Source organism: Acinetobacter sp. 226, from assembly GCF_048147925.1.
GTDB lineage: Bacteria > Pseudomonadota > Gammaproteobacteria > Pseudomonadales > Moraxellaceae > Acinetobacter > Acinetobacter pecorum.
In genome coordinates this window covers 1-14,092 of the sequence record NZ_JAYWYX010000014.1, presented here as the reverse complement: position 1 = coordinate 14,092, position 14,092 = coordinate 1, and the positions used below count along the sequence as shown (strand labels likewise).

At 44.0% G+C, this 14,092-nt stretch carries 15 protein-coding genes; all 15 read right to left on the bottom strand.

All coding sequences use genetic code 11. The features are described from left to right. Positions 1-3: 3 nt before the first annotated feature. Positions 4-648 (bottom strand): 4'-phosphopantetheinyl transferase family protein, encoded by a 645-nt coding sequence (locus VXP95_RS08150; RefSeq protein WP_416680374.1) that lies wholly within the window; start codon positions 646-648, stop codon positions 4-6. 138 nt (positions 649-786) lie between these two features. Continuing rightward, positions 787-2,196, bottom strand: a complete 1,410-nt coding sequence (gene der / locus VXP95_RS08145) for a ribosome biogenesis GTPase Der (RefSeq protein WP_005103252.1) — start codon at positions 2,194-2,196, stop codon at positions 787-789. Positions 2,197-2,363: 167 nt separating this feature from the next. Continuing rightward, entirely contained in the window at positions 2,364-3,512 is a 1,149-nt protein-coding gene (gene bamB, locus VXP95_RS08140; protein ID WP_416705536.1) for an outer membrane protein assembly factor BamB, read from the bottom strand. Beyond that, positions 3,509-4,207 carry a YfgM family protein gene (locus VXP95_RS08135; protein ID WP_064094773.1) on the bottom strand — a complete coding sequence of 233 codons (699 nt, stop codon included), beginning with the start codon at positions 4,205-4,207 and terminating at the stop codon, positions 3,509-3,511. The genes bamB and VXP95_RS08135 overlap by 4 nt, the downstream gene beginning before the upstream one ends. Positions 4,208-4,237: 30 nt before the next feature. After that, positions 4,238-5,533, bottom strand: a complete 1,296-nt coding sequence (gene hisS / locus VXP95_RS08130; protein WP_416711823.1) for a histidine--tRNA ligase — start codon at positions 5,531-5,533, stop codon at positions 4,238-4,240. Between the two features lie 3 nt (positions 5,534-5,536). Next, entirely contained in the window at positions 5,537-6,658 is a 1,122-nt protein-coding gene (gene ispG / locus VXP95_RS08125) for a flavodoxin-dependent (E)-4-hydroxy-3-methylbut-2-enyl-diphosphate synthase (RefSeq protein WP_180038809.1), read from the bottom strand. A 23-nt stretch (positions 6,659-6,681) separates the two neighbouring features. Beyond that, positions 6,682-7,473, bottom strand: coding sequence for a helix-turn-helix domain-containing protein (locus VXP95_RS08120; RefSeq protein ID WP_064094776.1), 792 nt, complete (start codon positions 7,471-7,473; stop codon positions 6,682-6,684). Continuing rightward, complete coding sequence (gene pilW, locus VXP95_RS08115; RefSeq protein ID WP_005261820.1) at positions 7,464-8,264, bottom strand: type IV pilus biogenesis/stability protein PilW; 801 nt, start codon at positions 8,262-8,264, stop codon at positions 7,464-7,466. The genes VXP95_RS08120 and pilW overlap by 10 nt, the downstream gene beginning before the upstream one ends. Before the next feature lie 14 nt (positions 8,265-8,278). Continuing rightward, positions 8,279-9,514 (bottom strand): 23S rRNA (adenine(2503)-C(2))-methyltransferase RlmN, encoded by a 1,236-nt coding sequence (rlmN, locus tag VXP95_RS08110; RefSeq protein WP_064094777.1) that lies wholly within the window; start codon positions 9,512-9,514, stop codon positions 8,279-8,281. A 122-nt stretch (positions 9,515-9,636) separates the two neighbouring features. Continuing rightward, positions 9,637-10,068: a nucleoside-diphosphate kinase gene (gene ndk / locus VXP95_RS08105; protein ID WP_064094778.1), complete on the bottom strand. Its 432-nt coding sequence runs from the start codon at positions 10,066-10,068 to the stop codon at positions 9,637-9,639. A gap of 109 nt (positions 10,069-10,177) precedes the next feature. Beyond that, a complete protein-coding gene (gene iscX / locus VXP95_RS08100) occupies positions 10,178-10,378 on the bottom strand; it encodes a Fe-S cluster assembly protein IscX (RefSeq protein WP_064094779.1) in 201 nt (66 codons plus the stop codon). A gap of 87 nt (positions 10,379-10,465) precedes the next feature. After that, positions 10,466-11,017, bottom strand: coding sequence for a phosphatase PAP2 family protein (locus VXP95_RS08095; RefSeq protein WP_144724064.1), 552 nt, complete (start codon positions 11,015-11,017; stop codon positions 10,466-10,468). A gap of 20 nt (positions 11,018-11,037) precedes the next feature. Continuing rightward, complete coding sequence (locus VXP95_RS08090) at positions 11,038-12,309, bottom strand: glycosyltransferase family 4 protein (protein WP_416711822.1); 1,272 nt, start codon at positions 12,307-12,309, stop codon at positions 11,038-11,040. 253 nt (positions 12,310-12,562) lie between these two features. Continuing rightward, a complete protein-coding gene (locus VXP95_RS08085; RefSeq protein WP_064095173.1) occupies positions 12,563-12,970 on the bottom strand; it encodes a hypothetical protein in 408 nt (135 codons plus the stop codon). An 8-nt stretch (positions 12,971-12,978) separates the two neighbouring features. After that, positions 12,979-14,028: a fimbria/pilus outer membrane usher protein gene (locus tag VXP95_RS08080; RefSeq protein WP_416711821.1), complete on the bottom strand. Its 1,050-nt coding sequence runs from the start codon at positions 14,026-14,028 to the stop codon at positions 12,979-12,981. Positions 14,029-14,092 lie beyond the last annotated feature (64 nt).

Here is a 14,092-nt window from a genome sequence, read left to right as displayed (position 1 = left end):
GGCCTAGACAATGTGATGAAGCTGAATCACCGGAAATCTCAGCCCGTTGCAAGAGTGCTCACTTTGCCAGGCCACGGTGAGCATGTAGCCAGCAAGCGTATAATTTTGATAGGCATAGACGCCAATCTCTGGATGTTCGCAGCGCCCGCCATTTTGCTCAGGATGAAGATTGGTATTCAGTTCATTCAGGTTGATCCGGATTCCCAAGCCTGATGCCTTTAACACGGCCTCTTTGGTCGTCCAGACCTTGAACCAGTATTCGGGATCATAATCCAGCACTTGCCACTTTTTGATTTCCTCAGGATGGAAGGCATGTTGTGCCAAGGCTTCAAAACGGACTTTACGGCTCAGTTCTTCAATATCGATTCCCAAGTTCTGAACTTGCTTGCTCGTGGCCAAGGCGTAGAAATTCTGGCTATGGCTATGATTAAAACTGAAGTCTGGATAGTCATTTAAATAAGGCTTGCCAAAATTCGTCCGTACCACCTGTTGATCGCTAACTGGCAATTCAAAAGATTGGGATAAAAGCTGATTGCGCAAAAATGCCACTTCGCGTTTCCGTTCGGCAACCTGGGTTTTGCGGTCTGACAATTGATCACATGCCAGATCAGAAAGTTGATGCAGATGAATTTGAATCAGCCGAGCCACGTGAATCCATTAAAAAGATGTCAATTGATTTGAGTGTAAAAGAATTTACACTTTTATTGGGAGAGAAATTCATTATTTTCTCAAAATAAAAAGCCCGCTGTACGCAGGCTTTTCATCCGAAAAATTTAAACTATAGAATTAGCGTTTAAATTTCTTCTCGGCTTTCTTGAACTTCTGTACATAACGACGTTTACGCGCAGCTGCACGCTCATCCACTTGAGACTTACGGCCTTCAAACGGGTTTTCAGAAGTTTTAAACTCGATTTTAATCGGTGTACCTTCAAGCTTGTACACTTTACGGAACACGTTTTCCAGGTAACGGCGATAATCTGCAGGAGTTTTATCCACCTTGTTACCATGAATCACGATCGTTGGCGGATTTTGTCCACCCATATGTGCGTAACGCATTTTAATACGACGACCCTGAACCATAGGTGGTTGGTGAGCCTCTGTCGCATCATTTAAAATCTGGGTGATTTTTGCCGGTGACACTTTTAAGCGCGATGAATCATAAGCACGGTGAATCGATGGATAAAGATCGCCCACGCCCGTTCCATGCAATGCAGAAATCAAATGCACCTTCGCCCATGGAATAAAATCGAAGCGACGCTCTACATCGAGCTTACATTGCTTACGATCATATTCAGTCATGTTATCCCATTTATTGACTGCAATAACCATGGCACGACCCGCTTCAAGTGCATAGCCAATCAAATGCAAGTCCTGCTCAACAATACCATCACGTGCATCAACTACAACAACAATGACGTTGGCATCTTTCATTGCCTGTAAAGTTTTAACAATCGAGAATTTCTCAATCATTTCATCAACTTTACCTTTACGGCGCACCCCGGCAGTATCAATCAGGGTATATTGACGGCCATCACGCTCGAATGGAATATAAATCGAGTCACGTGTTGTACCCGGCTGGTCAAATGCCACCACACGCTCTTCACCGAGCAAGCGGTTCACCAGCGTTGATTTACCTACGTTTGGACGACCAATAATCGCTAAACGCAGACCCGTGTTTTTGTCATGCTCTTCCGGATTTTCATCTTCCGGTACATCGGCAAGTACATCTTCCAGCATTTGCTGGACACCACGACCATGGCTGGCTGCGACTTGTAACGGCTCGCCCATACCCAGTTTGTAGAATTCAACCAGGGCAGCTTCAGCATGTACACCATCAACTTTGTTGGCAACCAGAAAGACTTTTTTGCCTAAAGTACGCAATTCACGGGCAATCTGTTCATCAGATGCCAGCAATCCGGCACGCGCATCCACCACAAAAATGATGATGTCAGCTTCATGAATGGCAGTCTTGGACTGCTCTGCCATGTAGGAGTCAATCCCACCTTCATTTTCGCCAATACCGCCAGTATCGACCACAATGAAAGATTTATTTTGATAGGTAGCATCGCCATATTTACGGTCGCGTGTCAGACCGGCAAAGTCTGCCACCAATGCGTCACGGCTCTTGGTAATCTGGTTGAACAGCGTTGATTTTCCGACGTTCGGACGACCAATGAGCGCAATTACGGGTTTCATAGAGTAACCTTTATTTAATATCAGGCGTCAAAGTGGCCTGAACATCAGAAAGCATAGGAAGATATAAGGGGTAAATACCCTAAATAAAAACACGGGGCATTGATTTTTCAATCACCCCGCGTTCAAAAAATACGGTTGTGGCTAGTTTAGCATAAGGCTCGTTAAAATTAACGGTTCTGCCAAATGCTTAATGCGCCCTTGCGTGTGGAAACATACAGCTGGTTGTCGATGACGCGTAAGTTACGCACTTCTCCAGAAGTTTTTGCACGACCGGTAATCTGTCCGGTACGCGGATCAATCAGGTGCAAAACGCCATCCAGATCGCCAACTACAAGATCAGTACCCAGCATCACCGGGTTACTTAACTTGCGATTCAGCAACTGGTCATTTTCCCAAAGAAGTTGACCTGAAGTAATCTCAAAGGCTTTGATTTTGCCATCAGTTTGCGCCACAAATACGCCATTGCCCACAACTTCTGGACGCTGGATACTGCTGGCATCTTCACTCCAGACTACCTGTTGTGAAGCTAAATCCAGTACAGTCACCTGACCTTGATAGCTAGTAGTCACCACAAACTGGCCTGCAACCACTGGTTCACCATCAATATCCACCAGACGCTGAATATCAGAACGCCCGTCAGACACTGCTACACGGCGCTGTAATTTCGGTATACCACTTAAGGCATCCAGCACGTAGATGTAAGCATTGGAAGAGCCAATCAGCACATTACGCGCATCTAATGCAACCGGTGCAGCCATGCCGCGCAGGCTGAATTGTACATTAGGCAAATTATAAGTCCAGACTTGTGCGCCTGTCGCGATTTCATGCGCATACACAGTACCGTCATTGCTCACGCTAATGACACGCCCGGCATGAATTAATGAAGGGGCCAGTAAGGCACCGGTCAATTGCGCAGTCCATTTTTGCTCGCCGGTTTGCTGATCCAGCGCAAACAGTTGGCCTTTCTGGTTACCGACAACAACGATTCCCTCAGCTGCTTCAACACCGGAACTTAAACCATCTTTACTGACTTTTTTCTGCCACAGACGCTGCTTGCCATTAAAAGCAGAAACTTCACCTTTTGGATCTATCGCAAAAACCACGCCATTGTCTGCATCCAGACGTAAACGCAATGGATCGGCAGCCTCTGTCGCAGCCACACTAGTGGAAAATACGGGCACCAGTGTTTTGGCTTGGGTCAGTTTTGGAAGTGGATTCGGTTTTACTTCTGGAACTTTATTGGTTTTACCTGCACAGCCAGCCAATGCAAGCGTTAAAACAGTCAAGGCACAGGTAATTTTGTATTTTCTATTCATTCAGCTTCTTCCGCTTGTGTTTCTATAATTGGGCGTTCGATTTCCGGATCATCGACCAATACGCCTACGCTTTCGAGCTTCATCTGTAAAATCTGACGTTCTTCTTTACGTTCAATCAAAGCATCCCATGCACTTTGATATACTTTTTTAGCATTTTCAATATCATTTTTGGCAACATAGATATCGCCACGAGCTTCATCGGCGGTTGCTTTGAATGCAGGCTCAGTCACTGCTTCTAAAGTTTTTAATGCAGCATCATATTTTTTCTGCGCCAATTGTGCATAAGCCAGACGAAGTTTGACGACCTGAACCAGGCCTTTATCGTCTACTTTCGAGTTTTCAACTTTCTGTAACGCTTTCTCAGCCGCAGCATAATCTTCTTTGTCATAAGCCAGTTTTGCCATCACCAGCTGGGTCTGAATCGCCTGCGCTGAATCAGGGGCTTCCTTGACAATTTTATCTGCAGTTTCAGACAGCTGAGCAAAACCATCGCCTTTCGATGCCTGTGCATCATCCATCAACTGCTGAACTCTGGCAGTGTTCATTTGCGACTCTGCCAGGTTTTTCTTCTGCCAATATTCCCATCCGAAAAAGGCAATCAGCGCAATTAAAATCCCGGTAATCATCGAAGAACCATATTTCTTCGTAAAGGATTTTAAGCTTTCAAATTGTTCATCACCACTCATTGCGCTCATGAGATTACCCTTTTCCTAATGTTTTATCGATTATTTTGAAGAAATTTTAGTACTAAAAAGTGCAACGAAGTCCGTAAATGGTACATTCGATTGCTCTGCAGTTGCCAGCTCTTTCACAGTAAATGCCTGAGCTTCCAGTTCACGTTCCCCTAAAATCGCCGCATATAAAGCACCGGCCTGATCGGCCTTTTTCATTTGCGATTTCATTGAACCCTGTGAGCCCACTTTCAGTCGAATCTGACTGCCCGCTGCTTCCAGCTGATCCCGAATCTGCTCCGCAATAACCAAAGCCTTACCTTGAGCAGCCGGTTCAGCCACCAGGAATACTTCACAATCACGTGTTGGGGTATTGTCTTCAACCTGTTCCAGCAGAAGCAATAAACGTTCAATCCCCATGGCAAAACCAACAGCAGGGACAGATTGATCAGGCTTGCCTTTAAGTTGCCCCACCAGACCGTCATAACGGCCACCGGCACAGATCGTACCCTGTGAACCCAAATGGGTTGTGGTCCATTCAAAAACAGTTTTGTTGTAATAGTCCAGACCACGTACCAGTTTTTGATTGATCACAAAACTGATGCCTGCATCGGTCAAGTACTGTTGTAACTGGGTAAAATGCGCCAGCGTTTCTTCACCCATAAAATCATGAAGTTTCGGTGCATTTTCCAAGATGCTTTGTGTTTTGGCATCTTTAGAATCCAGAATACGCAGTGGATTGGTGGTCAGACGACGCTGAGAATCTTCATCCAGATCCGCTTTATGCGACTCCAGAAATTCAACCAGTGCCGCACGATATGCTGCACGCTCATCCGACTCACCGAGTGTATTTAACTCAAGCTGAACCTTGTCTGCCACACCCATACGTTTCCACAGACGCGCCGTCATCAGAATCAGTTCTGCATCCATATCTGGCGTTGCCACACCAAAGGTTTCTACACCAAACTGGTGAAACTGACGGTAACGGCCTTTTTGCGGTTTTTCATAACGGAACATGGGTCCGATATACCAGACGCGAGGCGTCGCACCGCGCAGCAGGTTATGCTCCAGCATGGCACGCACACAACCCGCCGTCCCTTCAGGACGCAGCGTCAACGACTCAGGCGGATTACCCTTGTCGAGGAAGGTATACATTTCTTTTTCAACGATATCGGTTGCATCACCAATCGAACGTTTAAACAGATTGGTCTGTTCTACGATAGGCAAACGGATTTGTTGATAGCCATAGGCATCCATCAAACCGGATAGATGCTGTTCAAGACGTCTCCAAGCTGGGGTTTGCGTTGGGAGAATGTCATTAAAACCTTTGATTGCGACGATTGAACTCATGATCTACTCAGGAAAACTTGTACGAATAATTTCTTTAGATTTAGCTTCTTCAAGCTCGGAAACACGTTGACGAACCATGGTTTCGATTTCATCAACCAATTGATTCGTGTCAATTAAATGGCTCTTTTCACCATTACGGTACACCAGTGAACGTGGACTTGCACCCACTACACCAATATCCGCTTCTTTGGCTTCGCCCGGCCCATTGACCTTACAGCCAATGACAGAAACATCCATTGGGGTACGAATATCTTCTAAACGCTCTTCAAGTTGCTGCATCACTGAAATCACATTAAATTCCTGACGTGAACAGCTTGGGCAGGCAATGAAGTTAATCCCGTTGGAGCGCAAACCCAGCGATTTCAGAATATCAAAACCAATTTTAATTTCTTCTTCAGGCTCGGCAGCTAAGGAAATACGCATAGTATCCCCAATGCCTTCCATCAGCAGGCCGCCCAAAGCGATCGCAGATTTAACCGAACCGGTACGGTAAATACCCGCTTCTGTGACACCCAGATGGAGCGGATTATCAATTTGCTGTGACAGCAAACGATACGCATCCATGGTCAGGAACACATTCGATGCTTTGACTGAAATTTTGAATTCCTGGAAATCCAGACGGTCTAAAATATCGATATGGCGCATCGCAGATTCAAGCAATGCCTGACCTGTCGGCTCGCCATATTTCTTTTGAATATCTTTTTCCAGGGAGCCGGCATTAACACCGATCCGCATGGAAATGTCGTTATGACGTGCTGCGGCCACGACTTCACGAATTTTCGCTTCAGAACCGATATTGCCCGGGTTAATACGCAGGCAGTCTGCACCCAAATCGGCAACTGCCAAAGCAATTTTATAATCAAAGTGAATATCGGCGACCAAAGGCACATTGACCTGCTTGCGAATTTCACCAAATGCCGCCGCCGCTTCCATCGTTGGCACAGAAACCCGCATGATGTCTGCACCAGCATCGACGCAGCGCTGGATTTGTGCAACCGTAGCTGCCACATCACAGGTTTCAGTATTGGTCATGGACTGGATACTGATTGGTGCATCACCACCCACATAAACTGAACCCACACGAATTTTACGTGTTGGACGACGTTTAATTGGATTTACGATCATTGTTCTGCTCTACTCTTGATCTGTTAAGGTGATAAACGGAATTCTGCTTTTCCGTTCACAGTGTAGGGTGACAATGAAATATTTTCATTATTCAAACTGAGCGATACAGCCGATGCATCATCCAGACGAATCTGGAATGGCGCTTCGCCATTGAGCTGCAAGCTTGATGCCTGACGGCCAGTTGCCAGAACATTGCCCGCCGAGTCTACAATATGCACAGAGGTCGGACGCTTAAACTCAAGTTTCAACTGGTCGCCCGAAAGCGCGTTACCTGTATCCAGATTCAGAATCTCGACATTAGAAGCGCCCACTCCAGAAACTTCACTGCTATTTTGTGAATTACTGCTTGACCAGTTCTGAATCATGGCAAACAGTGCACCCAAAATCAGTAGCACTACCAGCGTAATAAAAATGCGCTTTAACCACTTACGATTGCGGTCCCGCTTGGAGCCTGGCAATTTCCCCATAATTTTAATAGGAGAATTGTTCAGGGCATGATTCGGCAGCAACCCGGTATCATTGGTATAAATTTCATCAAAACGCTGAATAATGCTTGAAGCATCAACACCCAGAAATTTGGCATAAGTCCGGTAATAACCTTTAATAAAGGTCGCTTCAGGCAAAGACTTATATTCGTCCTGTTCCAGTGCAGTCAGGGTTTTGAGCGGAATATTCAGCTCTTTCGCTACATCTTCCAGATTGCGTTGCTGATTGATACGAATCTGGCGCAAGTACTCGCCCGGACGTTGAATATTTCCTAACGCATTTGGAGCTACGCTCGAATGATTCGATGGTGAATTAGGATTTACTTCCATACGGCCTCAGTACTGTACTGTAATTGCAAATAACGTTGGTATTCCTGGCTTTCAGGAAAGAGTGCACGTAACTGGTTGACCAATACCTGCATACCCAACTGATCACCTCCGGCACGCGCAGTGCGAATGCCAATCCAGAGTGCACGGGCACCCTGATTTTTCTGCCCCACACCACGCACAAACTGTTGATACATTTGTGTCGCCGCCGGGAACTGCTGGTTTAAATAAAATATTTCTGCCAACTCTAACATTGAAATATAAGAATCGCGATTGGCTTGCAGTGCCTGTTTGAATGATTTTTCAGCATTTGCTGTATCACCCAGTTTCAGGTAAATCCGCCCCATATTTTCCAGTGCGCGGAATCGCTGATCATAACCCAACGTGGCACCAGCAATTTGAAACTGCTCGATCGCATCGTTATAGCGTTCAAGCTGATATAAATAGGTGCCGTAATTATTTCGCGCCTGCGCATTTTTCGGATCGGCCGAAATCGCGCGCTTGAAATAATGATCTGCTTTTTCGAGATTAAGCTTACTACCTTCCTGTTGCAGTAGCACACCCATCATCATATTTGCTTGAGAATCACGCGGAGTAGTCTCAAGTGCCTGATCCAGCGCACGTTTGGCTGCATCCAGGTCACCTGTTCTCAGATATTCTACCGCCAATTGGGTACGGACTTTGGTGGCCTTTTCAGGGTCTTTCTGACCCAGATCTGGCGTCTGACACGCGACTAAAACCAAAGACACACATACTGTTGAAATCAAAGCAAACTTTGATGTTAGATTTCTCAACTGGCGACCTCTTATTATCCTTGTGAGCGCATGATCTCATTCGATTGCGCAATTTTCTTTTTCCACTGTTCCGCACGACGGGTACGGTCAGCAACTTGTCCGACTAACTGTCCGCACGCGGCATCAATGTCATCACCGCGTGTCTGACGAATCGTACACACAAAACCGGCATCAGACAAAGTTTTTTGGAAAGAAATAATCCGGTTGCGGCTTGAGCGGCCATATGGCGCATGCGGGAACGGATTAAAAGGAATCAAATTAATCTTGCTTGGCAAATTCTTCAACAGCTTAATCATTTGCTGCGCATGTTCAGGATGGTCATTCACGCCATCTAACATCACATATTCAATCGTTACATGTTTACGTGAACTTTCATTCCCATCTTTGGCAATATAACGCTGACATGCAGCAATCAGCTGCTCAAGCGGATATTTTTTATTGATCGGCACCAGCTCGTTACGCAGTTCATCATTTGGCGCATGCAATGAAATAGCCAGCGCCACGTCAATATCTTTGACCATCTGATCGATTTTCGGCACCACACCAGAAGTCGATAAAGTCACACGACGTTTTGACATGCCGTATGCAAAGTCATCCAGCATAATGCGCATTGAATTCAATACTGCATCGTAGTTGAGCAATGGCTCGCCCATGCCCATCATCACCACGTTTGTGACTGAACGTTCACGCTCAAGTACAGGCACATCTTCCATATAGGAATAATTCGCCATCCAGAGCTGACCGATAATTTCCGCCTGGGTCAAATCGCGCTGAAAACCCTGTTTACCGGTCGAACAGAATGAACAGTCCAGTGCACAGCCCACTTGTGAAGAAATACACAAAGTGCGACGTAAACCACTGCGATGTTCAGCAGGAATCAGTACCGTTTCAACAAGAGAACCTTCACCATCGCCAACACGGAATACCCATTTACGGGTTCCATCTTTGGAATAGTTTTTATGCACCACTTCCGGTGCTTTAATTTCACAAATCTTTTCCAGTTTTTCACGTAGTTTGCCGGAAATATTGGTCATTTCAGCAAAATCGGTCACGAAGAACTGGTGAATCCATTTCATGACTTGCCCGGCACGAAACTTCTTCTCACCCATATCCTCAAAGAATTTCTCCATTTGCGGACGAGACATGCCGAGTAGGTTCACTTTTTCTACAGCATTTTGCTGTGCCGGAGTGGACGGAGATGGTTGCTGTGCAGCTGAAACTGCAGATACAGCGACGACTTCAGTACTCATGTGTATTACCTAAACCATGCCTAAAGATGAAAGGAGAAGCTCAATATGTGAGCAAAGAATTATTCAGAGAATAAAAAAACCAGATAAGTATAATAACACTTATCTGGCTTGAATACTGCGAATTAACGAGTACGTGGAGCAATCTCAGTTTGCGCGAAGAAGTAGTTAATTTCGCGGTCAGCAGATGCTACAGAGTCAGAACCGTGAGCAGCATTTTCGTCGATGCTTACAGCGAAATCTGCACGGATTGTACCAGGAGCAGCTTCTTTAGGATTTGTCGCGCCAAGGATGTCACGGTGAGCAAGAACAGCATTTTCGCCTTCAAGAACTGAAACAACAACTGGACCAGAAGTCATGAATGCAACTAGGTCAGCAAAGAAACCACGTTCTTTATGCTCAGCGTAGAAGCCTTCAGCTTCAGCTTGAGTCAAATGTTTCATTTTAGTTGCAACAATTTGAAGACCAGCTTTTTCAAAACGAGCAAAGATGTCGCCGATGTGGTTTTTAGCAACTGCGTCTGGTTTAACGATAGATAAAGTACGTTCGATAGCCATGATGGCTCCTTAAGTCAATTGTTGACATGAAATTTTGGCGCATTATACCGAGATAATGCGCATTTTTCTGCTTTTCATCTGTAAAAAAATGCTTTTTTAAGATGAGGGCTTAGCGTGCCTCGTCAATCCATGCCATTTGAATAGCTTCCAGCAGACCTTCAGTCGACTTGGTCGGATCATCTTCAAATTCAGGCAAGGCACATACCCAGGCATGTAAATCGGTAAAACGAACCCACTGCGGGTCCACATCAGGATGCGCTTCGTAGAGTTCAATCGCGATATCGAGAGTATCTGTCCAACGTAAACCCATCTCTATTTCTCACCATAATTGCTTTGATGCTGTACTTTAACAAATCTGTGAAAATCTGCGAGCCTTTGTCCCGGCTTTCATTTATTTTTACAACACAATATTTAAATAAGGTGCAGTCAGCACAATGGCAATTGCCATCATACCACCCAGAATAGCCCCAACCACCACATCACTTGGATAGTGCAAGCCCAACACCATTCTGGACACTGCGACCAGAACTGTAAAAGGCAACATCAGCATCAGCAATAAAGGGGCGACATAGCCTAAAACAGTGGTTGCCATGACAGCATGCAAGGTATGCCCGGAGGGAAAACTAAAATGGTCCAGGGGATGTTCACCTAGACGGATGACCTGATGCACCTGATAAGGACGTGGTCTCACCGTTTTAATTTTTAGCATCTTGTAAATGATAGTCGCTACGGTGCTTCCCAGAATTAGATAAACAATCTGTAAGGTATAGATCAGGCCTTGCATGATCCAAACCAGTAACAGCATGAAATACCAAAATGCGCCATTCCCTAAGCGACTAATGATTTTAAAAAAAGTAGCAATTCGTGCTGAATGCGAAAAATGATTCAGATAGACACAGCCTTTTAAATCAATTTCCAAAAACTTAATTTTTACATTCTGGAGTTTCACACTGTTGCTCCTTTCTTGTTTTATATATTGTATTCCTGATGCCGTACCAGTGAATACAATGCTTGTTCAAACTGCCGGACAGGATACTGCCAGCCGACCGTTTCTGCCTTTTTACGTGCTTGTACGCCCATCTGTCGCAATCTGTGCAGATCAGGCAATCCAAGCAACTGCTGGATAAAATCCTGCTGGTTGCCAAGCCTGCTTAACCATCCTGTTTGACCATGCCGCACATGTAAATTTGCACAGGCATAATCATAAGCAATCACCGGTAAGCCACTGGCCATCGCTTCCAGCACCACATTTCCAAAGGTCTCTACCTGACTGGCAAAACAGAACACATCGGCACTGGCATAAACTTCAGACAGGTTTTTCCCGGTTAAGCTGCCAGTAAAAAGAATGCTGCCATCCTGATTCAGCTGTTGCAGTCGGGTCCGGTCTGGCCCCTCTCCCACAATCACCAAACGTATATCTTGCTGGCGCAGAACAAAGTAGGTTTTGATCAGCACGTCAATTTCCTTTTCAGGCGAGAGCCGTCCAACATACAGCATCACACGGGTATCGCCTGAGACTCCCCAAGCATAACGCAAATCCGATGAGCGCCACTTTGGTGAAAATGTATCTGGATCAACACCTCTGCCTACGATTGCCACCGGACAGGATATACCAAACTGCTTTAAGGCTTGAGCAGTATCCCGACTTGGGACACAGGTTAAGTCAGTATTGTTATGAAACCACTTTAAATAGCCCTGAATGGGTTTAAGCAAAAAAACCAGATCAAAAAACCGGCTGAACTCCTGAAATGACGAATAAAATCCGCTAGATACTGGAATTTTATGAAATTTTGCAAGCTGCTGAGCTGCTAATCCTAAAGGTCCCTCAGTTACAATATGAATAATATCCGGCACAAAAGCTTCAACAGCTTGATGAATTTTCAGGAATTGTGGTCTGCCAAACTGCAAATTGCTGTACTTGGGAATGCAATGTGCCTTAACCAAACATTCGTTATATGGTTTGAATTCGGTACAGACGTGATGTTGTTCAGGACGAATTAATAAAATCTTATGTCCCTGCTTTTGCAATCCTTTGCAAAGTTGTAATAACGCATGGGCAACGCCATTGATTTCAGGAGGCCAGGTTTCAGTAACAATGGCAATTTTCAAACGGGAACGGGTCAGATCATCTAAGACCATTTTGTCATGAGTAGCCTGTTTACGTTGTTGTTTTAAATCAAACCGGATTTTTTGAATAACAGGCTGTTGCTTTAATAATTCTGAGATGGACATGGGCTGCATCTCGCACCTATTTTATTTGTATATTTGATCCACTATAAGCAGAAGATATGACCAACTCATGAATCATAAAAAGAAAAGAAAAAGAGGATTATTTTTAATAATTATTAAGCGGATCAATAAATGAATCTCTATCAACTTCATCTCACTCGCCATAAGGACGCATTTTTATATAAATCTGTATTTCAATCTGATGCCCACCTCAAATGAAGTGCACCAGTTATGATCTTATTTCAAGAGCAACAGCCTGTGAAAATTAGAAGGAAATATCTATCGAAACCCGATCGCTGTATCTGCCTGCGGGAACTCCATTTAAAGGATTATCCTCAAGCTGAACTGAAACAATGTATTTTTGTCGCTGGGCTGCCCCCTGATTGAGCCTCACCCCCCACAAATTACTGTTGGCACCAGTCAAATTTAATTTGGTACGTAATTTATAAGGGCCATTGGAAACATAGCTCACACCACTTGAACTGACCAGATTCTGACTATTAAACAGGATCGAATAGCCAGTATCGCATGAAATATTAAATGAAGTGGCGGACTGACTACGCTGGTAACTCGCCAGACGTAATTCCGGATTCGTAAATCCATCAATTGAGCAATGTTGGGCATTCGCAATCCCCCCCATGCTCACTAGAATAAATAAAAAAAGTTTTTTCATTTTTACACCTATCTGCATATGGTTTCCAAAATTTGATTTTCTGAATTTTGAAATTGATTTTGAGGAACAATCAATTGAGCCTGGCATTGCTGGCCACCTTGTGTTTTTATTTTAAGCCGGTATTGTCCGGGTTGAATCAGATATAAATAGACAATCCCCTGACTGTCCACAAAAGATGGATCACTGCTTAAGCCCTCAACCACCACTTCTGAACCTGCTATTAAATTATTTTGTTTAAAGTCTTTTATTCTTAATGGAATCCGCTTGGTTTTATGAATAGGGAAATCTAATTTATATCCGCGTTGATCCAGGCCAATTATTTTCTTGGAAGAATGTGTAAAAGTTTCTTCCATCGACAATTGGTTATGGTCAAAAGAAATATCATAATTAATATAAGGGATAATATTATGTATAAACATATAACCGTTATTATTGGTACTTCCTACCAAAGTAGCAGAGCGATAGATATCTAACTCTGGATGCTGATCTACATTGACCAATGCAAAGGCATTATCTGCATATTTGGTAAATGCTACCTTATTCCCCAGCCAAACTAAGGCCCCGTCAAACACGGCCTGTGAATTGCGCTGGTCTTCAAACTCATCATGTGACAGCTGCAAATTCCCGATGCTGGTTTTCCATAAACCGTAGGCATTATAATTAACTTCATTATCGCGCTGATTTACTCCGAGAATATAATCGAAACCATTTTGGGTCATGGTTCTTCTACTATAACTTAAGCCAGTTTCATTATTATCAGTATCATGATCTAGATAGATTTGACCTTTCCCCTCCCAATCATAAGAAAAAGCAATGTTAAACCCTCCATCATCACCATCTCCAAAATCTTTGAAAAAACCAAAACTTGTATATAAATTATCTGTTAGTTTTTTTGATGCTCTAATATCAAAAATTTTACGATCATCTTCGAAAAAATCTTCAGTAGCGTAACTTGACTGCTGAATATAACTGAGATTTAAACTGTCAATAATTTTTAAATTAGAAAAATTAAAATAGATAATATCTGAAGTTTTAAGATTAGAACGGCTTTGTTGCACAAACCTATCTGTAAAGGGTTTTTCAGCGATATAATTTCTAAATGAAGAAGCCTACACACAAAAT